General features: G+C 61.7%; 26 protein-coding genes. 7 read left to right on the top strand and 19 right to left on the bottom strand.

The features are described from left to right. A partial coding sequence (locus M6D32_RS13250; RefSeq protein WP_298256793.1) for a hypothetical protein occupies window positions 1-551 on the top strand: 551 nt, incomplete at its 5' end. Window positions 552-563: 12 nt separating this feature from the next. Further along, the gene (locus M6D32_RS13245; protein ID WP_298256791.1) at window positions 564-1,631 is read left to right on the top strand and encodes a hypothetical protein; all 1,068 of its coding nucleotides are present in this window, start codon (window positions 564-566) and stop codon (window positions 1,629-1,631) included. Here M6D32_RS13245 and M6D32_RS13240 read toward each other — a convergent pair. The 3 genes from M6D32_RS13240 to serA all read right to left on the bottom strand — a co-directional run bounded on the left by M6D32_RS13240 (window position 1,628) and on the right by serA (window position 4,223). Beyond that, a complete protein-coding gene (locus M6D32_RS13240; RefSeq protein ID WP_298256789.1) occupies window positions 1,628-2,161 on the bottom strand; it encodes an antibiotic biosynthesis monooxygenase in 534 nt (177 codons plus the stop codon). The genes M6D32_RS13245 and M6D32_RS13240 overlap by 4 nt on opposite strands. Before the next feature lie 475 nt (window positions 2,162-2,636). Then, on the bottom strand, window positions 2,637-2,864 hold the full coding sequence (locus tag M6D32_RS13235; RefSeq protein WP_298256787.1) for a hypothetical protein: 228 nt from the start codon (window positions 2,862-2,864) through the stop codon (window positions 2,637-2,639). Between the two features lie 123 nt (window positions 2,865-2,987). Next, complete coding sequence (gene serA, locus M6D32_RS13230) at window positions 2,988-4,223, bottom strand: phosphoglycerate dehydrogenase (RefSeq protein WP_298256785.1); 1,236 nt, start codon at window positions 4,221-4,223, stop codon at window positions 2,988-2,990. A 480-nt stretch (window positions 4,224-4,703) separates the two neighbouring features. On the opposite strand from serA, the gene M6D32_RS13225 reads away from it, so the two are divergent. The 3 genes from M6D32_RS13225 (at window position 4,704) to M6D32_RS13215 (ending at window position 6,621) form a co-directional block, all read left to right on the top strand. Continuing rightward, complete coding sequence (locus tag M6D32_RS13225; protein ID WP_298256783.1) at window positions 4,704-5,651, top strand: sensor domain-containing diguanylate cyclase; 948 nt, start codon at window positions 4,704-4,706, stop codon at window positions 5,649-5,651. Between the two features lie 255 nt (window positions 5,652-5,906). Then, on the top strand, window positions 5,907-6,110 hold the full coding sequence (locus tag M6D32_RS13220) for a type II toxin-antitoxin system VapB family antitoxin (RefSeq protein ID WP_298256781.1): 204 nt from the start codon (window positions 5,907-5,909) through the stop codon (window positions 6,108-6,110). Window positions 6,111-6,309: 199 nt separating this feature from the next. Beyond that, a complete protein-coding gene (locus tag M6D32_RS13215; protein ID WP_298256779.1) occupies window positions 6,310-6,621 on the top strand; it encodes a hypothetical protein in 312 nt (103 codons plus the stop codon). A 30-nt stretch (window positions 6,622-6,651) separates the two neighbouring features. On the opposite strand, the gene M6D32_RS13210 is transcribed toward M6D32_RS13215, so the two are convergent. Both M6D32_RS13210 and M6D32_RS13205 read right to left on the bottom strand, forming a co-directional pair. After that, entirely contained in the window at window positions 6,652-7,056 is a 405-nt protein-coding gene (locus M6D32_RS13210; RefSeq protein WP_298256777.1) for a VOC family protein, read from the bottom strand. 294 nt (window positions 7,057-7,350) lie between these two features. After that, window positions 7,351-8,949 (bottom strand): hypothetical protein, encoded by a 1,599-nt coding sequence (locus tag M6D32_RS13205; RefSeq protein WP_298256775.1) that lies wholly within the window; start codon window positions 8,947-8,949, stop codon window positions 7,351-7,353. A 426-nt stretch (window positions 8,950-9,375) separates the two neighbouring features. Here M6D32_RS13205 and M6D32_RS13200 point away from each other — a divergent pair, with 426 nt between their 5' ends. Both M6D32_RS13200 and M6D32_RS13195 read left to right on the top strand, forming a co-directional pair. Next, the gene (locus tag M6D32_RS13200; RefSeq protein WP_298256773.1) at window positions 9,376-9,615 is read left to right on the top strand and encodes an antitoxin MazE family protein; all 240 of its coding nucleotides are present in this window, start codon (window positions 9,376-9,378) and stop codon (window positions 9,613-9,615) included. Then, complete coding sequence (locus M6D32_RS13195; protein WP_298256771.1) at window positions 9,612-9,962, top strand: type II toxin-antitoxin system PemK/MazF family toxin; 351 nt, start codon at window positions 9,612-9,614, stop codon at window positions 9,960-9,962. The genes M6D32_RS13200 and M6D32_RS13195 overlap by 4 nt, the downstream gene beginning before the upstream one ends. Window positions 9,963-10,026: 64 nt before the next feature. Here M6D32_RS13195 and M6D32_RS13190 read toward each other — a convergent pair whose 3' ends face one another. The 14 genes from M6D32_RS13190 to M6D32_RS13125 form a co-directional block, all read right to left on the bottom strand. After that, window positions 10,027-12,321, bottom strand: coding sequence for a nitric oxide reductase activation protein NorD (locus tag M6D32_RS13190; protein WP_298256769.1), 2,295 nt, complete (start codon window positions 12,319-12,321; stop codon window positions 10,027-10,029). A 13-nt stretch (window positions 12,322-12,334) separates the two neighbouring features. Further along, window positions 12,335-13,147, bottom strand: a complete 813-nt coding sequence (locus tag M6D32_RS13185) for a CbbQ/NirQ/NorQ/GpvN family protein (RefSeq protein ID WP_298256767.1) — start codon at window positions 13,145-13,147, stop codon at window positions 12,335-12,337. Between the two features lie 46 nt (window positions 13,148-13,193). After that, window positions 13,194-14,213: an alpha/beta fold hydrolase gene (locus M6D32_RS13180; RefSeq protein ID WP_298256765.1), complete on the bottom strand. Its 1,020-nt coding sequence runs from the start codon at window positions 14,211-14,213 to the stop codon at window positions 13,194-13,196. A gap of 403 nt (window positions 14,214-14,616) precedes the next feature. Beyond that, window positions 14,617-15,954 carry a cytosine permease gene (locus M6D32_RS13175; RefSeq protein WP_298256763.1) on the bottom strand — a complete coding sequence of 446 codons (1,338 nt, stop codon included), beginning with the start codon at window positions 15,952-15,954 and terminating at the stop codon, window positions 14,617-14,619. 99 nt (window positions 15,955-16,053) lie between these two features. Then, window positions 16,054-17,091, bottom strand: a complete 1,038-nt coding sequence (locus M6D32_RS13170; RefSeq protein WP_298256760.1) for an aliphatic amidase — start codon at window positions 17,089-17,091, stop codon at window positions 16,054-16,056. A 39-nt stretch (window positions 17,092-17,130) separates the two neighbouring features. Next, window positions 17,131-17,823 carry an urea ABC transporter ATP-binding subunit UrtE gene (gene urtE / locus M6D32_RS13165; protein WP_298256758.1) on the bottom strand — a complete coding sequence of 231 codons (693 nt, stop codon included), beginning with the start codon at window positions 17,821-17,823 and terminating at the stop codon, window positions 17,131-17,133. Beyond that, window positions 17,816-18,568, bottom strand: a complete 753-nt coding sequence (urtD, locus tag M6D32_RS13160; protein WP_298256756.1) for an urea ABC transporter ATP-binding protein UrtD — start codon at window positions 18,566-18,568, stop codon at window positions 17,816-17,818. The genes urtE and urtD overlap by 8 nt, the downstream gene beginning before the upstream one ends. Continuing rightward, window positions 18,565-19,704 carry an urea ABC transporter permease subunit UrtC gene (gene urtC, locus M6D32_RS13155; protein WP_298256754.1) on the bottom strand — a complete coding sequence of 380 codons (1,140 nt, stop codon included), beginning with the start codon at window positions 19,702-19,704 and terminating at the stop codon, window positions 18,565-18,567. The genes urtD and urtC overlap by 4 nt, the downstream gene beginning before the upstream one ends. Window positions 19,705-19,717: 13 nt before the next feature. Continuing rightward, complete coding sequence (urtB, locus tag M6D32_RS13150; protein WP_298256752.1) at window positions 19,718-20,641, bottom strand: urea ABC transporter permease subunit UrtB; 924 nt, start codon at window positions 20,639-20,641, stop codon at window positions 19,718-19,720. Between the two features lie 12 nt (window positions 20,642-20,653). After that, window positions 20,654-21,904 (bottom strand): transporter substrate-binding domain-containing protein, encoded by a 1,251-nt coding sequence (locus tag M6D32_RS13145; protein ID WP_298256750.1) that lies wholly within the window; start codon window positions 21,902-21,904, stop codon window positions 20,654-20,656. A gap of 127 nt (window positions 21,905-22,031) precedes the next feature. Then, a complete protein-coding gene (locus M6D32_RS13140) occupies window positions 22,032-22,673 on the bottom strand; it encodes an ANTAR domain-containing protein (RefSeq protein ID WP_298256748.1) in 642 nt (213 codons plus the stop codon). Continuing rightward, on the bottom strand, window positions 22,670-23,827 hold the full coding sequence (locus tag M6D32_RS13135; RefSeq protein WP_298256747.1) for a transporter substrate-binding domain-containing protein: 1,158 nt from the start codon (window positions 23,825-23,827) through the stop codon (window positions 22,670-22,672). Before M6D32_RS13135 ends, M6D32_RS13140 begins: the two co-directional genes overlap by 4 nt. A gap of 188 nt (window positions 23,828-24,015) precedes the next feature. Next, entirely contained in the window at window positions 24,016-24,681 is a 666-nt protein-coding gene (locus tag M6D32_RS13130) for an HAD-IA family hydrolase (protein ID WP_298256744.1), read from the bottom strand. After that, window positions 24,678-26,054: an aminotransferase class III-fold pyridoxal phosphate-dependent enzyme gene (locus tag M6D32_RS13125; protein WP_298256742.1), complete on the bottom strand. Its 1,377-nt coding sequence runs from the start codon at window positions 26,052-26,054 to the stop codon at window positions 24,678-24,680. Before M6D32_RS13125 ends, M6D32_RS13130 begins: the two co-directional genes overlap by 4 nt. Window positions 26,055-26,071: the final 17 nt, after the last annotated feature.

Genomic DNA, 26,071 nt, shown 5'->3' with positions numbered 1-26,071 from the left:
TCGGCAACTTCCGGCGCATGACCCAGCAATCCCTGGCCGATGCCATGGACGAGATGCGGGAAAGCGTCGGACGGGCGCATCGACTATTTGTCAGCGAACTGGAGAAGCTTGCGACGAACGCCAGTCTGCCGTTCGAGGAATCCTCCAGGGTCTCCGGCGCGACACTGGCAAGCCTGAACAAGAGAACGGTCGAAGTCCTCGACGTGTCGAGGCACCTCGTTCAGGAAGGAGAAGAACTCGCCACGAACACCGCCAGTATCGTGGAATCGATCGACGCGCTGTTCGCCCGTCTCACCACGCACCGGACCTCCGAAGAGGCCATCGCAACGCAACTGGTGCCGATGATCGAGCGCCTGACCGAATCGGTCGATGCACTGAATGACAACGCGCAGAACCAGGCCCGGAGTGCCGAGATCAACCTGCGGCATGCGCAAGGCGTCGTGACTGCGATGAGGGAGTTACTGATCGAAATACAGGCCACGCGACGCGGGATCATCCCCCGTGCGCTCGGCTTCATGGCGCCACGATCGAACGAAAGCCCACGGAGATAGAGCTAAAGCAAGATGGAAGGGCAGATACTCCAGGAGCGATCATCGTACCGGCGCGGGCTCGTGCTCGGGCTCACCATGGCCGAAATCATGGTGCTTCTGGTGTTTTGTCTGTTGATCGCGATGGCAACTTTCCTGAAACGCGAGGAAAGCAGGCGCATCGCCGCCGAGCAGGCACTTAAAGAGGAGAAGGCGCAAAACGAGCAGATCCGCGACGTGGTCAATTCGCTGAGCAAGAGCGCGGCGGTGGCCGAGAAGGTCGAAAGCCTCTCGGGCCTGAGCGATCCCCAGGCAATCGACCAGTACTGGCGCGAATTGGTGGATAGCCGCAGCGTCGTCAAGGACATCGAGAAGACCATCTCCGTCAAGGACCTTCGCGAAAGCCTTGCCAATATCGCGGCCCTGCGCGCCAGCAACATCGACGTCGACAAGGCCCTTCACGACGCCGAAATCGTCGGTGCCATCAATCGGGCGATGATCAAGCCCGGCGACCCGCCGGTTTCCGCGCAGGCCGTGCTCGATACGCTGACGCGGGGCATGACCCAGGGCCCCGGCGGCCATCAATGGCCTCCGATCATCCGGATGAGCGAGGCCGACGGCTATTTCTTCAAATCGGGAAGCGCGGAGTTGTCGCCGGGCTTTCAGGAAACGCTGCTCACCAGGACCCCGGGCGAAATCCTCGACTACATCCGCAAATACGACGTCGATATCATCGAGGTCGTCGGTCACACCGATGAACGCCCGATCGGAGTGCGCCAGTTTTCCAACCTCGACCGCGAGCTCTTGCCGGTCCTGAAGAGCGAGGCCGGGGTCGTCAGCCTGGTGCCTGCGGACAATGCGGGGCTTGGGCTTGCACGTGCCGTCGCTGTGGTAAGCGTGCTGCGCCAAAGCCCGCTGCTCGCCGGTTACAAACTGATTCCGCTATCCGGCGCGCAGCTCGTGAACACCGACGAGACGCTTGCGATCTCGGGCTCGTCCGGCGACATTCAGCAGCGCCGGCGCATTGAAATTCGGCTGCGCAAATCCTCAAGCAGCGATACGACCGCCACTCTTCCGACTGCTGCGCCTGTCGTGCCGCGCTAGCGGCGCTCGACCGGCGGATATTGCTGCGGCGCTTCGGCTCGCTCGTACATGGTATAGTCGCGCGTGATCTCGAAAATCTTGCTGTCTGCTGCTGCGCCCTGCGCGTTGGGCGCCCGCTCGGAAAGCACGAGAAACTTCGCTTCCCGATAAACGCTCTTGAACAGTTCGCCGTCGACAGGTCCCGCCGGTTCGGCGTCGTAATAAGAGACCCAGAGGGCACGGGCCGCGGAAGCGCCCCGCGTGGAATCCACGGCAGGGCCGATCCGAATTCGATAGTCCCTGAAATGCTGCTCGCGCCCGGCGCGCTGGATCGAGCGGTGCTGGGTGTGCTGGCGCCAGCGGACGAGCGCCTCCTCATCGGCCCACCACTGATGCGAGAGGATGACCTCAGGCCTGTCGGCGCTGGTGTAGCGATCGACGAACAACACGCCGCCGCTCAGCTCCAGTTCGGGCTTCAGGGCGGCTGCCAATTCGAAGTAGCTCGTGGTGTGCCCCTCGCGCGGCATCACTTCAAAAAACATTCCAATCATCAACGCGGCCTCTTGTGGGCCAAGTTGGATTGGTTTCCCTGGAACCGCAAGCCGTACGAAGGTCGACCACTCACCGCGTGTTTCTAGTCATGAGGCCAGCGGCGCCGCCATCAATCAGGGAGCTTGCGGCCGGAGCATGCGTCGACGGTTGATCGCTAGTGCGGTGAATTTGAAGTTCCTATCAGTTTCGCGGTAATCTCGTCATAGGAACTTCAAATTCTAAACCGCACTAGAATCACATAATTGGCTAGTGCTCCTTTGATTCCGAAGTTCGCGCTCCATCGCAGCGCCCGCCTTCACGAACTTCGGAAAGTCATGGGCTACTCACAAACTTATTGATTCTAGTACCGCTTTATCGATCTGAAGTCCCTGATCGAATTCGACGCTTGTGGTGCAGGGACTTCAGATCGGCGGTACTGGCGATCTTCACCCACACAGGCTTGCGCCCACGCCGCCGACCCCAGATGGAAACTGGCTACTTGCAGATCTTGCCGTCGCAATGCTGGGAGCACCAGGCGTGGCTATCGGCGTCGGGGTAGTGGAGATGACGACCATTCTTGCGGCACTGTTCGTAGGTGTGTGCGATCGGAATACGAACCATCTTGCCGCTCACATCCGGGAACATCACGGTTTCCTCGGCGCGAGCGAATGGACCGCTTACCGACAAAATTGCCGCAACGGCAACGCTGCCCAAGATCTTCATCATCCCTCCCGGACTATTTTTCCGCCCGGTGAAATTCACCGGTGCAGGTACAATCCTAGCGAGAATGATGGATGACGCAACGCCGATCGGAAACGGAAAACGCCTGCGGGCACCGTCGTTGGTTCAGTGCTGGTAGACGAGCCTTGCGCTGATCGTACCGTCGAGGCCGCGGATTTCTTGCAGCAGTTCGCCGCAGTCGTGGCCAACCAGATCCAGGTCGAGCACGACATAGCCAATCTCGCTGTCGGTCTCGAGATATTGTGCCGCGATGTTGATGTCGCGCTGGAGAAACACCTCGTTCAGGCGCCTCAGCATTCCCGGCACATTGTGATGAACGTGGCTGAAGCGCACACCATGCGCACGCTCATGAAGCTGCACTTGCGGAAAATTGACCGCGCCCATGGTGGATCCATTGATGATATAGTCGACCAGCTTGCGTGCGACTTCCCTGCCGATTCGATCCTGCGCCTCTTCGGTTGAGCCGCCGATGTGCGGCGTCAGGATCACGTTCTTGAGGCCCTGAATCGGGCTCTGGAAGCGCTCCGAATTTGACGAAGGCTCGACGGGAAAGACATCGACCGCCGCGCCCGCGAGGTGTCCGTCGGCAAGCGCGGCCGCGAGCGCGTCCAGATCGACCACCGTGCCGCGGCTGTTGTTGATCAGCAAGGCGCCGGGCTTCATCGCTCGCAGTTCTTGCGCGCCAATCATGTTGTGCGTTTCCGGGGTCTCCGGAACATGCAGGCTGACCACGTCGCTTTGCGCCAGCAGCATCTCGAGCCGATCCACCGGCTCCGTATTGCCGTGACGGAGCTTGTCGGTGCGATCAAAGTAGATGACACGCATTCCCATCGCTTCAGCAAGCGTCGATAGCTGGGAGCCGATGTTGCCGTAGCCGATGATGCCGAGCGTCCGGCCGCGCACCTCACGGCTGCCGGCTGCAGATTTTTCCCAGCCGCCATCATGCGCCGAGACCGACCGCGGAAAGATCTGCCGAAGCAGCATGACGATTTCGCCGATAACAAGTTCGGCGACGCTGCGTGTATTTGAAAACGGCGCGTTGAAGACGGGAATGCCGCATTTTCGGGCCGCCTCGAGATCGACCTGGTTCGTTCCCACGCTGAAACAGCCCACCGCGATCAGGCGATCGGCCGCCGTCAACACTTCCTGCGTCAACGACGTCCTGGACCGGATCCCCAGCACCGAAACGCCCTTGACGGCAGCACGAAGGGCATCTCCATCCAGCGCCTTCGACAGCCGCTCGATATCCGGAAAGCCGGAACTGCGGAGCAGTTCGACCGCGCTGTCGTTGACGTTTTCCAGGAGCAGGAGTTTTGCTGTTTCGGCGTTCGCGGTCGGCATGGCGCTTCCGATGATTGGCAGCCCGGGGACGGGTTGACGGGCCGTTCTTAGTGAGAAGGGTTGATTCGTTCCAGTGTAGCGGCGCTTCCTTTCAGCTTTCGGCGACTAAGCCGAAACGCGCCAGCCGCGCTGCGGTATCCAGTATACCTCGGATAACTACGTCGACGGCCTTTCGCTCCGGCAAGGCGGACAGAAATCAACAGCAACGAATGCTGGAAGCTCGAACGAATTCAATCTCGCTGCCTCGTATCGCTTCGGCTGGACCGGCCGGCTGACCGGCGCAGCCGCCGAAAGCGGGCTTCAGTCCGCGGGCATGCTGCGGTCGTGGCCAGTTCAACTGCATCCCGCTTCTTCCTGAAAAACGCCGCCAGAATTCTGCGCCTCGGCGTCCGGGCGCCGGCGGACGTATAGAGTTCGTTAACACGGCAGCCCTAGTTCTTGGACACATGGGCAAGATCCCGAAATGATGCCGGATCATCGATGAGAGATGAAGCAGGCCATGCGCTTACGTCTCAGTCGGACGCGGTTCGCCTGCGCCTCTATGATCAGGCCCTGAATATCGCTCGCATCGGCGCCTGGGAATGTGAACTCGAGACCGAGCGCCTGACCTGGACTCCGGGCGTCTACGACATCTTCGGCTATCCGATGGGCAACCCGCTGCGGCGCGCGAGCATCGTCGACCTCTATGTCGACGAATCGCGGCGCAACATGGAACTCGCTCGTGCCGAGGTGATCCGGAGCGGTCGCGCGGTAACGCTCGATGCCGAGATCAGAACCTGGCGCGGTGAAAGGCGCTGGATGCGCCTTTCGATCGACATGGTAAGAGAAGCCGGACGGCCGGTGCGGATCTTCGGCTCCAAACAGGACATCACCTCCGACCGGCAAGCCATCGAGAGCCTGCGACAGCAAGCGGAAACCGATCCGCTCACCGGGCTCGCCAATCGATTCGTTTTCCAGGCCCGTTATAGCGAGGTGGTCGGCGACAGCCTGAATCACGGCTTCGCGTCAGCCCTCGTCCTGATCGACCTCGATCATTTCAAGGAACTCAACGATACGTTCGGCCATTCGGCCGGAGACGCATGTCTGTGCGAGGTCGCGGGACGCCTGCAGCGGGCATTCCACAATGCCGGCCTGATCGGCCGGCTCGGCGGCGACGAATTCGCGATCATCTTGCGTGCTCCGACAAATCCTGCCCGGATCGCGCGCGTGCTGCAGCAGACCGTCGTGATGTTGAGCCAGCCGCTTTTCTGGAACGGTCTTCGCATCGAGGTCGGCGCCTCGATTGGAGCCGCTCTCGTCGGCCGCCCGCATCGCCGGCGGATCACCGAATTGTTCGCCGAAGCCGACATCGCGCTCTACGATGCGAAGACCGCCGGCCGCAACAAGGTCCATCTGTTCGGCGACGAGGGGCATAGCCGGGCGGCTTAGCGGGTTGCGGAGAAAGCCGCAGGAGCGTCGTTGTGTAGGCTTCCTTGTTCTTCAGTATTCGGTCCGATGGGCGGAGCGGACGAATGCCGAGGCTGATCTCACAGTTCCTTACGCGAGACGCGCACGTGCAAACTGCCGCCGTCCTTTGCCAAGAATTCGCGGTTGTATATTTCGCCGCTTTATTCTGCGACTGCTGCGGGAAAAGCGAATGTGTGTCATATAGTTAAATTATACACATAGAACGGAGCGCCGCCAATGCGCACCAATATCGAGATCGACGATACGCTGATGGCAGAAGCTCAGAAGGCTTCCGGGCAGGCAACCAAGAAGCAGACGGGAGAACAGGCGCTTCGTTTGATGATCAGGCTGCGACTGCAGCGGGATGTCGGTGCGGCCTTCGGCAAATACCGCTGGCGCGGCAACCTCGCCCGCAACCGCAAAGGGCGAGGGACCGCGTGATCGTCGTTGATGGTAACGTATGGATCGACTTCCTCAACGGCCGCAATGCGCCCCACGTTCGACGCCTGCGCGCGGTCCTCGGAACCAACGAGATCATCATTGGGGATTTGATGCTTTTGCGAAGTGCTGCAAGGCCTGGAAAAGCGAGCGGGCGGCCGGGGAAGTCGAGGCTCCGCTGGGGCGCTTCGAAATTGTGTCAATGGCGGGTAACGGGATCGCGGTCTCTGCGGCCCATAATTTCCGCTCTTTGCGCAAGCGCGGCGTCACTGTCCGCAAGACCATCGACTTGCTGATCGGCACCTGGTGTATCGAGAACCGCAGGCCGCTGCTCCACAACGACAGCGATTTCTATCCGATGACGCGACAGTCGAGGACGCGCCGCCACAGGACGATGTGCGACGTCCTGCGATATTGCGCTACGCGCAATCGACGACAAATTTTCTGTTCGTCGTGGGCCATCCAGCGACGATCTCCATGGCGGCTGATGGATCAATTCCGTGATCCGACATGAAGACTTGCCAACCGCGGCCGAGCCAAATCGTCAGGCCCGAACCGGCTGCCCGATTCCCAACAAGTTTCCTTCACTGTCGTGGAACCACGCGCCCCGCTCACCGGTACCCTTGCTGGGATAGTTCCCTGCAATTTCTGCAATTCCATCGACTGTCCTGAGGCCGGGCAGGTCATACTCCTCGAACTTGACTCCCCGCGCGCGAAGCTCGCGCACGGTTGCCTCGATGTCGTCGACTTCCCAGCCCATTTGCGTGTGCATGCCGGATTGCACTCCGCCCGAGACGAAGATTGCAAACTCTCCGGCCGCGCAGACATAACGGAGCCCGCCCGCGCGCTGTTCGACCGGATCGAGCCCAAGTTTCTCCGAGTAGAATGCCCGCGCGCGATTCAGATCTTTGGCTGGAAGGCGGGTTGCCACTTTCGCGTCCCTTAGCATACCGTTCTCCTTTCGTGGTCTTCATGCGCTCATCTGCTGCGTCAGCTGGACGCTCGCTGAATGTGACGATGAAATGACGTCGAAAGGAGGCCGCTCACAGAAAATGGAGGACGGCAAGAGCGCCCAGGAGTGGCGCAGCGTGCTCTGGCGAAATGGCGCGCCACGGCCGATGAAGATGGGCACTACTGCTTCGCGATTGCCCTATGATGCGGTAGCCCGGCGTTCGCGCCAACCTGTAGCTCTACGATGGCGTGCGATCTCGTGCTACGCCCGATCGGAGTGACGCTGGCGCCCTCACATTCGCCCAGCGCTTCCGAGCGCCGCGATCGTCCGCAGTGCGATATCGCGCATCAATCCGATCTCGGTCATATCCCGTCCGTCGGCGAGCGCTTTCGCAACGAGCACAAGCTCGCGCCAGCACAGATCGGCCTCCAGAGGAGCCTCGCGCATCCATAGGGCCGTACGCAGAACGATCTCGCCCCATCTGTCACGGCTCCGCGCCATGAGGCTCTGCAAGAGATAGCTGGCAAGCTTTTCGCGATTACCACCGCGTCCGCGCTTCACTGCTTGCGCGACCTGCGGATCGTCCTCGAACCAGGATTCTTCAATGACCTCGATGTCGGCGAGTTGGTCGCTCATGCGCAGCACCGAGGCGAGCGTCGCAGGCTCGCACATCGCCTTCGGGACCTCGGCGATCAGCCCGGCGAGAGCCTCGTTGAAGACCATCCGCGCCGGTTGCCAGTCGGCACCGCCGATTGTCTCGGCCACCTGGAGCAGGCCCAACGGCGGCGCGTCCCCTTTTTCGGTGCTGAGCGCCAGATGGTGCGCCACACTGCGGTCGAGATACGGGCGCGACACTGTGAGCGTGGGGGCGCTCATCGTTGCGCTGGCCAGCGTCGCCTCGATCCGGCGGCGCGACTCCGGCTCGACGCTCCAGGCATCTGCAATCCCACCTTTGGTCAGGACCGACGAGATTCGCTTCTTCCGTCCGGCCGGCGACACAAGCAGGAAGCCCTGCGTTGCGGCACCGTCGATGGCCGTGGCGACAACTGCTTCGATGCTGCCCGCCTCCCATTGCGCGCAATCGATCCCCGCCGCCCGCGCCTTGCGGATGACAGCATCGACCTCGGCTCGCTCGGCCTCCGGTCGCCAATTGCGCATCGCAATCAGCCGCCGAACATCCGTCGGCGTCAGCGAGGCGGCAACCTGGTCAAGCGCTCCGGCAACCGCGCGGCGAATGGCTGATTCCGGATCGAGCAGGAACAGAACCGCGGCGGCGCGGGCTTCAGGGATCCCGGCGAGCGCCATGGCTCCTGCCAGGGAGCGGCGGGTTTCCACCGGCATGGCATGGCTGTTTTCTATCAGCGAGCCGACAACCACAAATGGATCGCCGCCGCAGGCCTCGATGATGCCGCCGAGCGCGGCGCGGACGTCAGCCGGAAGCGGCCGGCTCTCGTCCACATCGATGGCGTGTCTGGCTGACGCCGCGGCAAGCTCTGGCGATGCTGGAATCTTCGATTGGTGCAGCGCTCCTCCCACGAAGGCGAGCATGCGTGCATCGATCTGTCCTGCCTCAACCCGTCCGAGGACGTCGGCCTGAAAATCCGCGATCAGCTTGGCCGCGTCCGCATAGCCGCGATCGGTTCGATAACGCAGATGCTCGAGGAGCCGTTGCAGCAGAAACAGATAACCGATAGCGAGCACCTCGTCCTTGCCGGCCGGGGGCATGTGGCGGGCCGCGCCCGCAAAAGCCGCGAAGATTTCGCGCGGGGAGCTTACGCAGTATTCATCGAGGTCGGCGCTGAACGGGGGCGGCCGGCCCTTGGATAGTGCGCGCGCGATCTGTCTCGCGTGGTCATCCGTCGGTGAAGACTTTGGTTGGGCTCTGGTCATCAATGCCACCTCCACGAATCATCCGATGTTAGCGGGGGGATCATGTCTCAGTCTTGTCAGAGTCGCGGCAGTCCACTGCGCAGACGCGTGTCCTAGTATGGGCAAGCTCTCGCGGCTGCGAATAACACCCACCCGGCCCGTCGGGGAACTTTGCGCGCATCCCGTGCGCTTGCTCGTCACGATGCGCTATTCGTGAACGCTCGCGATGCGCGAGACGATTCGGCGGTGTCGTAGGGCTGACCGCGGTGAAATCGTCCTGCACCGTGCAAAATCGTACAATGGCGCGCCACTCAGAATAAAACTTCGAACTCTTATGTAATTGAAATTATTATATAATTATAATAACCCCCGCAATCCGATGAAGGGGGGCTTGGTCAATAGCCTCACCCATATTAGGTTACATGTAACCGATCCCGGAGAATTGCCATGGCGTCTGCACCAAAGCTGAAGCCCTCACGTGTGAAAGTTCGCGAGCATCGCGAAAGGCTGCGCCGGCAAGGACTGCGTCCCATCCAGATTTGGGTCCCGGATGTGCGCGCGCCTGCGTTCCGCTCGGAGGCGCGTCGTCAGTCGCTGGCCGTGGCCGCAAGCTCCCGTGCACACGAGGATCAGGCGTTCATCGACGCAGTATCCACATCCATTGACGAAGCGGATGGGCATGAATGAGACGCGGCGACATCTGGACCGTCGCGGGCGGCAAGGACTATGCGGGCAAGGCACGGCCCGTCGTCATCCTTCAGGATGACAGTTTCGACGGGACTGAATCCATCACGATCTGCGCGTTCACGACCGACGACACGGACGCACCTCTGTTCCGGCTTCCTGTCGAGCCGAATGAGCGCAATGGATTACGCATCCCATGCCAACTCATGGTGGACAAGGTAACTACCGTCCCGAAATCCAAGGTCGGTGCGCATATCGGGCGTCTGGACGACGAGGATATCCTACGCCTCAATCGGGCCGTGCTCGTATTCCTTGGACTGGCAACGTCTTCGGGAATCAAGAAGGCATGAGCTGTAACGAGACGTACATATCGCCAAAGTTATTACTATTTGATCGCTTGATTATTGCGTAGCACTACTTCTTTAATTCCCCGTAGAGCTGCACCAGACGTCGGGGCAACACCTCGATGCGCGACACCCGCAGCGCGCGCCGTTCGCCGAATATCCGATCGAGTTGAGAAAGCGGGCCGCCGCCTATTCCGAACGCGAAGGTATCGATACCGCCGCGGCGCAGTTGCTGAACAGCGCGCCGCGCGTCCTCAGCGAGATAGTGCGGGTCGCTCACGTCAACATCCGACGGCTCTCCGTCTGTCAGCACCAGCAGCGCCTTGCGGAACGCACGCTGCATCGCGAGATAGCTGCCGGCGTGCCGAAGCGCCGATCCGAGCCGGGTAGAATGACTGCTGGCAAGGCTCGCAAGGCGCGAGCGCGCGACGGCATCCATTCGCTCCTCAAAGCTCTTGATGTGCAGATAGCGAACGTGCTCGCGTCCGTCGGAACTGAATCCATGGACGGCGATTGCATCGCCGGCGGCCTCCACCGCCGCCGTCATGATCGCCGCCGCCTTGCGTTCGACGTCAAGAACCGACCGGCCCTGACGGTCCCGGTCCGCGGTCGATTGCGACAGATCCAACAGCAGCAGGATGGCAAGGTCGCGGGGCCCCGGCGCGTCACGCAAATAGACCCGCGGCTCGGCGGCGCGCCCGACCCGGCGCTCTATCGTCAGTGCAATCGCCGCGTCGATGTCCAGCGAGTCGCCGTCGCGCTGGCCCTTGTAGCGGACCCGGCGGCCGATCGAGGCATCGCGCGTCACCGTGGTCGCGCGCCGCGCCGCGTCATCGTCAAGCGACATCATGTCGGGCGCTGCCGAGGCAGCCGCGTCGGCCTCGAGAATTGTGGTCCAGTCCGGCCGCTCGATCCTCGCCGCGTAGTCCCACTCCGGATACGTCGCGACCGGAAAGCCGTCGAGCAAGTTGACGCTGCGTGCGCGCGCACGCATCGTTTGGTCAGGCCGCGCCGTATCATCCAAGGCAGCCCCGGTCTCCTCGCGCCGCTCAAGGCGCACCGAGTCCACCGGAAGCTCGATCTCCTCGGTCGGCTCGTCCGGCTGGTCGCCGAAATCCCACAATGCCAGATTGTCATCACGATACACCGGTTCGACGACGTAGCTTTTGGCGTTGAACTGAAGCCGCATCTGCCCGATGTCGTTACCCAGCAGTCCGCCGATCTCGCGGCTAATCGCGGGATCGCTGCATCGATCGGCCGCCGCCGCGAACGACACGCGACCTTTCGCCACCCACGCATCCGGATCCTCATAGCCGGGATCGATCAACGCGCGCGACAGCCGCATCATCAGTGCCGCCACCGTGGCCTGAGACGACGGCGCCGCCGTGTGAAACGGCAGCCAGAGCCGGCGCAAGCCGGGCATGTCGCGAAGTGCCAGCGTCTCGACCCGGGCGTCCTCAATCAGCGAGACCAATGCGAGCTGTAGCGGCTTCAGCCGCCCAACCGGAAAGCGAACGCTCGAATGAACCAGGTGCGCGCCCGCATGCGCCGATGCAGCCAGATAGAGCTTGTCCGAACGATCGCCTTCGAAACCGGGAAACCCCCCAGGCATCCCAATGAATCCCGCTGCGAGCGAGGTCCGTCGCGGCACCGGGGGCAGCTGTGCGAACGCAAGCTTGCGGAAGCGCACCCTCCTGTTCCACAGCGCGAGCGTGGTCGCAGCGAGCCGCTTTTCCAATCGCGAGAAATCGTCCCCCGCGCCACTGCGCCCGAACAGCAGGCGCACTGAGAGCGCGTCGTCGAGCGCGAAATAGGCCCGGCGGCGCGCGGCACGGCCGCCGGCGGCCCGCAGGCCGGCCGAGATCCACGCCGAAATATCGGCGGCATCACCATGGCGCAGGAGCTGTTCCAGCCGGCCGACGACAAGGCCAGTCGATTCCGGCGCCGCCTCAACCAATTGCCGGAACGCGGCAAACAGGGTCATCAATGCGTCGGCGGTCGCGAGCCTTGAGAGAATCCGCGGCATTACCGCCAGCAGCGCATGCGCGACGCGGCTGCCGGCACCGCATCCGATTTCCCTGACGGTAAGGCAAACGGCGAGGAGATCGTCGGCGGCCCGCTGTGCCGGCCATTGCTCCGATAGCCGCAGGAAGTTCAGGACGACAGCGTCTCCGAGATTGGCTTCGAACAGGTCATGCACCGCGTCGTCCCAGGCGGCGAGCCGGTGGATCCATTCGGGCCGCCGCTGCAACGATGCCTGCGCCGCCTGCGCGGCCTTGAATACGTGTTCATGTCCGCGCAACCGTGCCGCAAGCCGGCGTCCGGACCGGATGCCTTGGAGCGAAGAGATTCGTGCGACGGTCACCCGCGTCATCCCGTTAGGCACAGGCTGAGATCACGTCGCGCAACGTGTTCCTGGTATCCGGATCGTCAGTCAAGGGCACGACAATTGTGGTCTCGCACGCCCCCTTCAGATCGATGCCGCATCCGATCAGCCGGCCGGCGTTGACGAGCATCCGGGTCGATGCGCCCTCGTCAAGGCCCTGGCCTTTCAGCTGGCGGCTGTGCGACGCCACCTTGACGAGGAGGTCAGCGATCCTGGGGTCGATGCCGGCCTCGCGCGCCACCACCTCTACTTCCGCGGAGTGGTCCGGGTAGCCGAAATCGAGCGCCGCGAACCGTTGCTTGGTGGATTCCTTGAGATCCTTGATCGCGCTCTGATAGCCGGGGTTGTAGGAGATCACCAACTGGAAATCCGAATGCGCATGGATCAACTCGCCGCGTTTCTCGAGCGGCAGCACCCGACGGTCGTCGGTCAGTGGATGGATCACGACCGTGGTGTCCTGACGGGCCTCGACGATCTCGTCGAGATAGCAGATCGCACCGTGACGGACCGCGGTGGAAAGCGGTCCGTCACTCCACACGGTGCCTTCGGGATCGAGCAGCCAGCGACCGACCAGGTCCGCCGCTGTCATGTCCTCGTGGCACGCCACCGTGATCAGCGATCGGCCAAGCCGCCAGGCCATGTACTCGATAAAGCGGGTCTTGCCGCAACCGGTCGGCCCCTTCAGCATCACCGGCATCCGGCTGGCATAGGCGGCGCTGAACAGTTCGACTTCGTCCTTCAGGGGCCGATAGTATGGCTCGTCGGGGATCAGGTATTGGTCAAGCAGCAACGGAGGACTGGACAATCTCGCGGTCTTTCTGCAGGTGACGGGGGCGCGCGATGGCTGGCCATCACGAGGCCAGCAATTCCTTCAGCCTGGTGTCGATGAAGGCGACGTCGACGGGGTTGGTGCCGGGACCGCCGGCGAAATGACCCCACACAGACGGCACCGGCACGAACTTCGCGTTCGGCATATGCGCGACCTCGAACTCGCTATCTTCCGGCGGGAAGTAGAGATCGGTCTGGCCTGGCATGACGAACGACCTCGCCTTGATCGCGCCGAGCGCCGCCTTGAAATCCTTCTTGTAGATTTCGTTGTCGCTGATGTCGCCGTTCTGCCATGTCCACAGCATGGCTAGCAGGTTGTTCGGGTCCTTCGGCAGGAAGAAGCCTTCCCAGAAGGCCACCAGGAAATCCTCCAGCGACGAGTAACCGAGGGTCTTGATGTCGAGCTGCTGGCGGTAGAACGCCTGCGAGAAACCCCATCCGGCATAAACGCGCGCCGCCGCGCGAAGCCCGCGCGCCGGCTTCTCGGTGTACCAACCCTCCTTCCAGGCAGCATCGGCGGTAAGCGCGGCCTTGACACCCTCCAGGAACACGAAATTGTGGCGCGAGCACTTGGCCGAGCCGCAGAACGGCGCCAGCAGGTCCATCATGTCCGGATACAACGCTCCCCAGTGGAAGGTCTGCAACGCGCCCATCGACCAGCCGACGACGAGGCGGATATGCTTGATACCGAATTTTTCGGTGATGAGCCGATGCTGCGCGCGCACATTGTCGTAGGCCGTGACCTGGGGAAAGCGCGGCCCGTTATACGGCTCCGGCGTGTTGCTGGGCGACGATGACAGGCCGTTGCCCAGCATATTCGGAATGATGATGAAGTATTTCGCGGGATCGAGCGCCTTGCCCGGCCCGACCAGCCATTCGTTGTCGTAGTGCTGGCCGGAGTACCAGGTGGGGTAGACGATGACATTGTCCCTGGCCGCATTGAGCTGGCCGAAGGTCTTGTAGGCGAGCTTGCAGCCACGCAAGGTCGCGCCCCTCTGCAGCTTGACGTCCCCGAGATCGTAGATTTCGTAATCTAGGCTCATGGTTTGGCAGTCCTTTTGCTTGAGGAAAAGCCCGGCCTGTGCTGTCCCAGCAGGCCGAGCCGGTCATCTCGTCTAGTGGAGTGGATTTCACATTCGCTACCCACCCGGCCGCAATTTCAAATAGCGAATGTCAAATCCTAAACTTCACTAGAATCCTAAATTTGCTGGTGATCCCTGGATTCTAACATTCGCAAAAGTGGATGCAGGGAAGGGGCGCGAATGTTGGAATCGGACCACTAGAGCTCCGATTCTGAAGTTCGCAAGCTATTGCGGCCCCTCCGATGCGAACTTCGGAATCAAAGGAGCTCTAGCAACTTATTGTTTTGAGTAGCGGCTTTGAATTTGAAGTTCCCATAACGAACTCGCGGCGAAACTGATCGGAACTTCAAATTCGCCGCGCTAGTCATGCGGCCCTCGGCGCCTTCTCGTCCGCGCCGGCGGCGATGCCGAGGCCGTAATAAACGACGCCACCAACGACCGCGGCCGAGATGGCAGTCGAAAGGCCCGGAAGCCAGAACTCGACGAGAAACGCGCAAAGCGATCCGATCGCCCAGGCAATGAATGGCTGCGGCCTCCAGTCGGCGCTGATGCTGGCGTTTCGCCGAAGGACGTACTGATCGATCAGGATGATCGCCCCGATCGGCGGCACGAGAATGCCGAGTAGGGAAAGCCACTGGATGAAGAATGCCCACACGTTGCCGGCGGCTACGACGATGCCGCACGCACCCAGCACAATCGCCATGATCCTCATGTGAGTGCCCAGGATCCGCGACCAGCCGGTCGCGGCATTATAGAGGCAGTGAGAGCACACCGAGCCTAGATTGGCGTAGAGGAAAATGAACGCCAGGACGCTCAGCCATGCGATATGCTTGCCGTTCATGTAGCCGAACATGTTGTCGGCGCCGAACGGATTGGCATTGGGAACGGCCAGCGCCGCCGTCATCACGCCGCCGACCAGCATCGCAATCAGATTGGCGAACGGGAAGGCGCTGAAGGTCGATACGAGCGAGGCGGTCGGTGTCGCCGCCCACCGATTGAAATCGGACGTCACTGTGCCGGCGTCGATGAACAGCGCGATCACCACCGTCAAGCCGACCCCCATCGACGTCGTCGCCGTGCCGTTATTACCCGCGTAGTTGAAGATTGCGGAAGCCGTCGTCGTGGTTGCTGCATCATAGGCGGCCCAGATTCCCAGAATGACAAAGAGCGGCACCGAAGCCATCCCGATCCAGTGCAGCCCCCTGACGCCGACGAAGGTGATCGCGATGTAAAGCAGCCCGGCGACGACTGTCATCGCTATGTAGTTGAGCCCGAACGTCGAGCTGATCAGAGCCCCTGTAATGCCGGTCTGCACCGCGTACCAGCCCAGAAGCAGCGTCGACAGCAGGCCGGAGGCCAGCACATAGCCGTTCTTGCCAAACACGATGCTGGCGATCAACGCAAAGTTCATGCCGCGCCGGGTGCCGATCAAACCGAGCGAACCGACATAGGCGAACATGATGAGATTGCCGATGATCATTGCGACCAGGGCGTTCTTGAACCCCATGCCCAGCACCAGTATCGAACCCGTCATGGCGCCGGTAATGATCATCGGAAAGCCGATCCAGACCATCGTCACCGAAAACAGGCTACGCCGCGCAGCCGCTGGAACAGGCTCGTGTTCGTATTCGTGTCCGAAAATTTCGTCGATCTTCTCCTCGTTGTGCCGCACAGCGACACCCGCATTCGTCTCGCTATTCACGTCAGCCTCCCATATTTTGCCAGAGCTTTGTCGAGCATTCGTTCGAAACCTCTCCGGTACGCAGGCAAAGCCTGCGTACCGGAACTGCCGTTATGCCGATCAGCGATGCGCGGCCTTCTGGTTCGGAATCCCCTCGATGGGACATTCCTCGGTCCCGACCACCGGACGCGTCATGGCTTCGACCATTTCGCGCGTGCCCTCCGGGTCCGAGATCCAGTTCTTGTAGAAGGTGTAGGGACAGACGGCGTGGCCGCGGTCGCCGTCGCCGGAATTGATGAGGCCGGTATAGCCGCGATGCATCAGCTTGAAGAGATGGTTCTGCGACTGCATGTTGCGGCGCGCATCGCGGATCAACGACACCGACAACTGGGCGTACTGGATGCCGTTCTCCTCGGTGCCGCACTCGCCGAGCGTCCGTCCATCGAATCCGATCAGTGCCGAATGCCCGAAGTAGGAATAGACGCCGTCGAATCCCGAAGCGTTCGCGACTGCTACGTAGCAGTTGTTCGCCCACGCCATCGATTTCGAGATCTGGATCTGCTGCTCCTTCGCCGGGTACATGTAGCCCTGGCAGCGGATGATCAGTTCGGCGCCCCGCATCGCGCAATCGCGCCAGATCTCCGGATAGTTGCCGTCGTCGCAGATGATCAGGCTGATCTTCAGTCCCTTCGGCCCGTCCGAGACATAGGTGCAGTCGCCAGGATACCAGCCCTCGATCGGGACCCATGGCATGATCTTGCGATACTTCTGAACGATCTCGCCCTTGTCGTTCATGAGTATCAGCGTGTTGTAGGGCGCCTTGTTCGGATGCTCCTCATGGCGCTCACCAGTCAGCGAGAAGACGCCCCAGACCCTTGCCTTGCGGCAGGCGTCGGCGAATATCCTGGTTTCCTCACCCGGCACCGAGGATGCCGTCTCGTACATCTCCTTGGAGTCGTACATGATGCCGTGGGTCGAATATTCAGGAAAGACGACAAGATCCATTCCCGGCAGGCCGAGCTTCATGCCCTCGACCATCTTGGCGATGTTGCGGGCATTATCCAGCACCTCGGCCTTGGTGTGCAGCCGCGGCATCTTGTAGTTGACCACGGCGACGCCGACCGTGTCCTTGCTGCTCGATATGTCTCCGTGCAACATTTGTTCGACTCCCTTTCAATTGAACGTTGTTAGTTCCCGCTAGACAGCCATGTGCCGCTGGACGAGTTCGTCCGTGAGTTCCGCGATCGCACCCCTGGCGACCACCCGTCCCTTCTCAAGCAATGCAAATCGATGGGAGGCGCGCCGTGCGAACGCGACGTTCTGCTCGACCAGGATCACCGTGATGCCGCGCTCGCGATTGAGCCGGGTGATCACATCCTCGATCTGCTCCACGATGTTGGGTTGAATGCCTTCGGTGGGCTCGTCGAGCAGCATGACCTTCGGCTGCGCCAGCAGCGCCCGCGCGATCGCAAGCTGCTGCTGCTGTCCGCCGGAGAGGTTGCCCCCGTGCCGATTAAGGAAGTCCCTCAGCATGGGAAAGAGCTCGATCACCCACTCCTCGATGCCGTTGGGGGACTTGGCCGCGAAGGTGCCAAGCGTCAGGTTCTCGCGGACCGTGAAGCGCGGCAGGACGCCTCGCCCCTGCGGCACATAGGCGATGCCGGCTTTGGCCCGCTGATGGGTGCGCAAGGCCGAGATGTCGGTCCCATCAAGAACAAGCCGGCCGGTGATGCGATCCATCAGGCCGAGAATGCTGCGCATCAGCGTCGTCTTGCCGACGCCGTTGCGACCAAGCACCGAGAGAAATTCGCCGGACGCGACCGTGAGGTTGATGCCCTGAAGCGTGCGGCTGTTGCCGTAGAACGCGTCAAGATCGGCCAACTCAAGCATTGGTGATGCCTCCCGATCCGAGATAGGCGCGGCGCACATCGGGATGCGCTTCCACTTCCGCTGCGGTGCCTTCCGCCAGCAACTGACCAAGATGCATCACCGAGATAACGTCGCCGATCGCCTTGACGAAGCCCATGTCATGCTCGACCACCACCAGCGTGTGCCGGCCTTTGAGCCGGACAAACAACTCGGCGGTCTTGCGTGTCTCGTGCGCGGTCATCCCGGCGGTCGGTTCGTCCATCAGAATCAGCTCGGCGTCCTGGGCGACCAGCATTCCGATCTCGAGCCATTGGGTCTGCCCGTGCGACAGATGGGCCGCCGACTGCTCCAGCTGTTCGGCAAGGCCGACGAGTTGGGCGAGGCGCTCGATGTCCTCGCGTCCGGCGCGGCGAGCGTCCCAGCGGAGATTGGCCCACACGCCGGGACGCCGCGCTCGCGCGACCTCGAGGTTCTCAGCCACCGTGAGATCGCGGAACACACTCGGCACCTGGAACTTGCGGCCGACGCCGACGCGGGCGATCTGGTGCTCTTCCATGTCCTCAAGCGTCACGCCGTCGAAGCTGACCGAGCCGGCGCTCGGCTTGACCTTGCCGCAGATGATGTCGAGCGCCGTGGTCTTGCCGGCGCCATTGGGGCCGATCAGGCAGCGCAACTCGCCCTTGCCTACGCTCATGTTGAGGCCGTCGAGCGCCTTGAAACCGTTGAAGGAGACGGAGATGTCGCGCAGGTGGAGGTGTCTGGTCATGCGCTGCCCTCCCTGGTCTGGCCGACGGTTCCGGCTACCTCTTGTGTGGCCTGTCGGCGCTGCGCGATCGCGCGCCAAACACCTTGCGCAAGGCCGGCAAGTCCCTTCGGCAGGAACAAGACAACCAGGACGAACAGCGCGCCCATCACCAGTGTCCAGGTTTCAAGGAAGGCCGCGGATTCAGAGAGCGCGCCCTGCATGCCGGCCACCAGTACTGCGCCGAGAAACGCGCCAACGAGGCTTTGGCGACCGCCAACCGCACACCACACCACCACCGACAGCGAGATTTGCACGCCAAGGAAGGTCGGCGACGCGAACTCCATCACGATCGTGTAGAGCATCCCGGCAAGGCCCGCGATCGCGGCGGACAGCGCGAACACGAATATCTGATAGGCAGCGACGTCGTAGCCGAAGTAGCGCACGCGGCTTTCATGGTCGCGGATCGCCTGCACCACGAGCCCGGCCTTGGTGTGAGTGAAGGCGAAGGCAACCAGCAGGCTCAGCATCACGCAGCCGGCCACGAGATAGTAGGTGGCACGGCCATAGGCATCGAAGGCGACACCGAACAACTCGAGCTGGGCGAGATCAGTGATGCCGTTGAAGCCGCCGGTGTAGCTCTGCTGATCGATGATCACGAGATTCAGCACCACCATGGTGGCGAGCGTGATGATCGACACGTAGACGCCGGTGACGCGGCTGCGGAAGACGAACCAGCCGAGCGCGGCGGCCACGAGCGCCGGCGCCAGCACGCCGGCCACGAGCGCAAAACCGAGCGACTTGAACGGCATCCAGAACCACGGCAGCTGCGCCACGTTGTTCCACACCATGAAATCGGGCAGTCCACCCGAACCGGTGTGAACCGGTATCGTCTTCAGCTTCAGCGCCATCGCCATGGCATAGGAGCCGATGCCGAAGCTCATGGCCTGGCCCAGATTCAGGATGCCGCCATAACCCCACGACAGCGCCAGCGACACAGTGAGAATCCCGAGCACCAGGTAGCGCGCGATCTTGTTGAGCAGGAAGTCGTTGTTGAGGATCAACGGAAGCGCGAACACCAGTGCGCAAACCAGCAGCAGCGGCGCGATCTGCGCGCTAAGCTGGGGGATTCCGTTGTGAGGCGAGGTCTTCGATGTCATCGTCGATCTGATTTCAGGTGCGTACGCGTGTGGCGAAGAGACCTTCGGGGCGGAAACGGATGAGCACGACGATGGCCAGAAGCACAATCGCCTTCGCGACGGTGTCGTTCTGCAAGAAGGCGATGGCCCCGGAGAGTTCGCCGAGGAAGAAGGCGCTGGCGACCGTGCCGGCGAGGCTCTGTACGCCGCCGAGCACCACCACCATGAAGGCGTCCACCACGTAGCCGGTACCCATGTCGGGTGAGACGCTTTTGAGCGGGGACACCAGCGCGCCGGCCAGTCCCGCAAGGCCCGCGCCGTAGGCGAAGGTCAGGGCATAGACCCGCTTTGCATTGATACCGAACGAAGCCGCAACCGAACGATCCTGCATGATTGCGCGCAGCTTCATGCCGACTGTGGTTCGGTTCATCAGCAGCCATGTGACCGCAAACAGCGCGATGGCCACGAAGAAAAGGAACACTCGATAGGATGACACCGAGAATCCCAGTACGTCCGTACTGTCCGACAGCGATGGCGGCATTTGAACATAGCGCAGCTCGCTGCCCACCATCAGGCGAACGCTCTGCTGCAGCATGATGCCCACACCCCAGGTGGCGAGAATGGTATCGAGCGGCCGGTTGTTGAGCAGGCTCAGCACATAGCGCTCAATGATCCACCCGACCGCCGCGACGACGATGAAGATCGGAACCAGGCTCGCAAGCAATCCGAGACCGAAATGGCTCTGGAGCAGCCACGCGGTGTAGGCGCCAAGCATGACGAACTCGCCATGGGCGAGATTGATGATGCCCATCGAACCGTAGATGATCGACAGACCCATTGCGACGAGCAGCAGGATTGATCCAATACTTAGCCCGGTGATGATTTGTTCGATGAATTGGTCCACGCGCGAATCTCCGTGAGAGCGGCCGCCCGCAAAACGCTTGCCGGCGGCCCTCATTCGCTCCCGTCGTCAGCTCTTCTCGACGAGCCCCTTTTCGGTGCAGACCTGCCCGGGATAGGCTGCATAGGGCAGCGGCTTCAGCCACTCCTTGGCCTCGACCAGAATCTCGAACTGGCCGTTCGACTTGGCCTGCGCGATCTTCGGCCACAACCAGGTGTGCAGGTTCTCGGGCTCGATACGCACCCTGCCTTGCGGGGCAACGGTCTCTTGTCCCTTCACGGCGTCGCGGATGTTCGGCGGGGTGATGTCGCTCGCTGCAAGTTTCTCCACCGCCTGCTTGAACAGATAGGTCTGGAAATAGCAGGCTTCGGAAACGAAATGCGTGACCTTGTCCGCGCCCCAGCGCTTGCGATAGGCGGCGACGAACTTCTCGTTCTCGGGTGATTTGTGAACCTGGAAATACGGTGCGGAGGTGAAGTGGCCGGCGGCGGCCTCGCCGCCCATCGCCGCCACCTCGTTCTCCGAGGTGGTGAGGCTCGCCATCGGCATCTTCTCAGGATCGAGTCCGGCGGCGCGATATTGCCGGTGCAGCGCCACCACGGAATCGCCGACCACCGTCGAAAAGATCACGTTCGGCTGGGTCGATCGAATCTTGTTGATGACCGAGGAGAATTCGGAGTGGCCAAGCGGGACATACTCTTCCGCGACGACCTCGCCGCCATATTTCGCCAGCAGCTTCTTGCAGTAGTTGTTTTCTTCCTTCGGATAGATGTAGTTCGAGCCGATCAGGTAAAATTTCTTGCCGAACTTCTTGATCAGCCAGGGAACGAACTCATCCTGCTGCTGATTCGGGACGGCGCCGGTATAGACCACGTTCTTCGAGCACTCGCGGCCCTCGTACAGGGTCGGATACCAGTAGAGATTGTTCTGGCGTTCGAACACCGGCAGCACCGCCTTGCGGCTTGCGGAGGTGTAGGAGCCAAACACGCTGACGCACTTGTCGCCAACCACGAGCTTGCGCGCCTTCTCGGAGAAGGTCGCGGGATCGGAGGCCGGATCTTCCACGATCGGCACGATCTTGCTGCCCTTGATGCCGCCGGCGGCGTTGATCTCCTCGATCGCGAGGATCGTCGCCTTGTTGAGCGATTCCTCGATGATCGCGGTCGTGCCTGTCAGTGAAAACAGGACGCCAACCTTGATCTCGCCCGCGGCTGCGCGTGCGAGATCCGCGTTCTTGATCCAGATGTGCGGAAAGCCGGTTCCGGCAAACGCACCAAGCGCCGCCGCATTTCTCATCAATGTCCGCCGCGAAATACTCATTTCTCATGCTCCTGGAATGAAAAACAAAAAAAGCCCTCCCGATGCGCGCTGACGCGAGCATTGGGAGGGCTTTGTTGCCGGTTGTGTCGTTGGCGGCGCTCTCGCCGCCGGTCCCCGCTATTGGGGATCAGTGTTGAGGATCGTAGCCAAGCAATTCGAAGGAGTCAACAATTGCTGCGGCGACGGCGCTTGCAGACACACGACGATCCATCGCTTGTCGACGAATAAAGCCGTACGCTTCGGTCTCCGGCATCTGTCGCGTCGCCATCAAGATCGCTTTCGCGCGCTCGACGGTACGCATCGAGCGCAGGTTCTCGTCGAGTCTCTCGATCTTGCTGCGCAGTCGCCGCTCATATCCGAACTGGCTTCGCGCCAGCACCAGACTCGACAGCACGGCGTTTGGTGTAAAGGGACGAGACAACACGGCGTTTGGCGTCGCATGGGACAACGCATCTGCCTGAATCGGCTCCGTCGCCGGCACGATCACAACAAGCGCCGATCGCGCATCGCCGGGAATCCAGGGCAAGCGCCGGGCGAGGTCCGGACAATATTCGCAATAAACGACGTCGGCATCGCCCGGCACTGTTGTCGGCATCGGCCAAACCTGCCGCGCACGCATCCGGTAGCGTTGCAATTCCCGTAGCAGAAGGCTCGCCTGATCATCCAGCGGCGCGAGGATCACGGCGGTCAGATCGGCAAATTCCTGCACCATGGTCTTGCGACCTGAGGTTTCCCGGCTGCTCGCAGGCTTGCGCATGACGTCGTTCATAGGGCGTTTCCTGCCTGGGCGGTCGCGCGTCCGTATCCAATGAGAAACGGATCCGCGTGCACCGCTTCCCTCGATTGATGGATGACATCGAATTGGCCGCTCCGGTTGGCGCGACCAATGCGCGTCCAGAGATCGGCATGTCCGGTCATTGGATTGACGGTGACCGCGCCCTGCGGCGCGTCAAACGTCGTGCCCAGCACCATCGCTCTGAGAACCTCGGTATCGAGCGTATTGGCCTGCTCAAGCGCCTTCGCAAAGAGATGGAGCTGAAAGTAGGACGCCTCGACGCACATGTTGGTCGAGACATCGCCGCCAAACCGCTTCTTGAAGCGGTTGACGAAGCAGTTGTTGGTCTCGCCCGCGATACCCTGGAAATAGGACGCCGCCGTGATGTGACCCTCACCAACGTCGAAGCCCATGGCGGCGATCTCTGCTTCCGTGGTTGTCAGGCTCGCGATCGGCATCTTTCGCGGGTCGAGCCCCACATTCGCATACGCCCGGTAGAGAAAGACCGTGGCTTCTCCGACCACGGTGGAGAAGATCACGTCGGGCCTCAGTCTTCCGATGTCCTGGACGATCGGCAGGAAATCCTGCCAACGCGCGTGAACATTGACATAGCGCTCGCCCACGACCGATCCGCCATTGGCCTTGAGGACTTCACGCATAACCCGATTGGATTCGCGCGGATAGATATAATCCGACCCGACGAAGTAGAAACGACTACCATATGTATCCATCAGGTAGCGACACAACGCGAGACTATTCTGGTTGGGCGAGGCACCGGTGTAGATGACATTTGGCGAAGTCTCGAAGCCCTCATAAAGCGTCGGATACCACAGCAGGCCATTCAGCCGCTCCACCACCGGCAACACGGCCTTGCGGCTCGACGACGTGTAGCAGCCAAAGATGGTATTGACCTCATCTTCGATCATCAGCCGCTTGGCATAATGCCCGTAGGCAGCCGAGTCGGAACCAGGATCATAGGACACGGGGACCAGTTCCCGGCCGCAGACGCCGCCGGCAGCGTTGATCTCTTCGATCGCAAGCAAGGTTCCCTGATATTGGGTTTCCTCAATCACTGACATGAAGCCGGTCCGCGAGAACAGCACTCCGATGCGCCAGGGGGCGGTCGTACGCTGCATAAGGTTCGACATGATGGAGCCTCGAAGTCGTGGAAAGGACAGGAGGGTTTAGCTATGTCACTCTTGATCGGGCTTCCGGCTGAAAACAAGAATTGCACGTCGTCTGCACCTCGACAAGGACGAATCCCGGAACCGTCGGTGAAGCGCGCGCGTGTTCGCTGCCGCCGCAAACATTTGGATGGGAATGATGTGGCAACAACTCAGGCACCGCGGCCTTCCAATCCGAGCCGCCTCTCCGCTTCGGCGAAGCTCAAAGCGGGTCGTGTAACGTCAAACTGCAGCGCCTCGAGTCCGGCGCGACCGGCGCCGTCGACGTTTCGCGACTGGTCGTCGATGAACAGAACCTGATCGGGCGAGAGGCCGAGCGCCTCGCAGCCCAATTTATAGGCGCGAGGGTCCGGCTTCAAAATATGCGTGTGGGTTGCATCAACGATGGAATCGATCTCTTTCAGTATTTCGAGTTGCTCGACGGTGTCGCGGCCATAGAACAGCTCGAGCTCGTTGGAGAGAATGCCGACTCGCCGGCCGGCTGCCTTGGCGCGCCGGATCGTTCGCTCTGCCTCGGCACGAATGTGACGGTTTGCGTCCGGCCCGCGGGTGCGGCGGATCAACGTTTGCATGTCCCAGTCCTCGCCGAAGAGCCTGCCGACCTCGGCCGCGCGACACGCCCAGTATTCGCGCTCGGCGATCTTGTCGTCGATCATGTCGGCCCAGAGCTGGTCGCCCGCGGGATCGAACGGCCCGCGCCACGTCAGCGCGCCGACGGGAAGGCCGAGCGCTTGTTCCGAGACAATGTGGCGCTCGAACAACGTGACCGAGATCACGCCGCCGAAATCGAGCAGCAATCCCGTGCAAGGTCCGTTCATTGCGCTGGACTCATGCTAGTACTCTCGATCGCCACGCCGACGGCCTCGACGATCTGTTTGGCCTCCTCGCGAGAAAGGATGAGCGGCGGCGAGAGAATGATGACATTGCCGGAGGTCCGGATCATCGCCCCTGCGTCGTAGCTGCGTGCAGCGATCGCTGTCATGTAATTCTTTCCGGCCGGCGTCTTGCTGGCGCGATCGGCGACGAGCTCGAGGCCGATCATCAGGCCCTTGCCGCGAACGTCCCCCAGCACATCGTGCTTGCGCGCGAGACCACGGAACGCCTCAAGCAGATAATCGCCCTGCGTTCTTGCATTGCCGGGAAGATCGCGCGCGAAGGTTTCGTCCAGGCAGGCGAGCGCCGCGGCGCATCCGACCGGATGCCCCGAATAGGTGTAGCCGTGGTAAATCGCGCCCAGCGCGTCCTTGTTCGCCTTGAACGCGCTTTCGATCTTCTCGCCGACCACGCAAGCGCCGAACGGGAAATAGCCCGAGGTGATCGCCTTGGCGATGCACATGACATCGGGCTTGACGCCGTCGAGCCGCACGCCGAACCACTCGCCAGCACGCCCGAAGGCAGTGACGACCTCATCTGCGATCAGCGGAATGTCGTAGCGGTCGAGCAATGCCTTCAACGACGCAAAGTAACCGTTCGGAAACACGATGACGCCGCCCGCACCCTGCACCGGCTCGGCAATGAAGGCCGCAATGGTGTCGGCGCCCTGGAACTTGATTTCGTCCTCGATCGCGGCAAGGCAGAGCTCGGCAAGCCGCGCCGGGTTCTCCTCATTGAACGGATTTCGATATGAAAACGGTGTCGGCAGGTGATGGACGCCCGGCAGCAGCGGCTCATACGCGCGGCGGAAATTGGAATTGCCGTTGACCGAAGCAGCGCCGAAATGCGTGCCATGGTAGCCTTTCTTCAGCGCAAGGAATTTGACGCGGTCCGCCTGCCCGCGCACCTTCCAGTACTGACGGACGATGCGCAGCGCGGACTCCACGGAATCCGATCCGCCCGAAGTAAAGAATGCGCGACGTGCGCCTTCCGGCTTGAGGATTTCGATCAACCTGTGGCCGAGCTCGATCAGGCGCGGATGCGTCGTGCCGCGGAAGGCCGAGTAATAGGGAAGCTCGGCCAGCTGCTCGGCGATCGCCTGCTTGATGGCTTCATTGGAGTAGCCCAGATTGACATTCCAGAGCCCGCCGACGGCATCGACGGCGCGGCGGCCGTCGATGTCGGTGACGTAGACCCCCTCGCCGGAGACGATGATGCGCGGTGGCGTTCCCTCCATCTCATTGGGATGCGCCATTGGATGCCACACCTGGCGCGCGTTGTTCTCGCGCAGGAAGTTGGATGTCGCTCTCTTGCTCATTGGACAAGCTCGTTTCG

It is taken from the genome of Bradyrhizobium sp. (assembly GCF_027307225.1).
Classification (GTDB): Bacteria; Pseudomonadota; Alphaproteobacteria; order Rhizobiales; family Xanthobacteraceae; genus Bradyrhizobium.
This window is presented reverse-complemented; position numbering and strand designations above follow the sequence as displayed.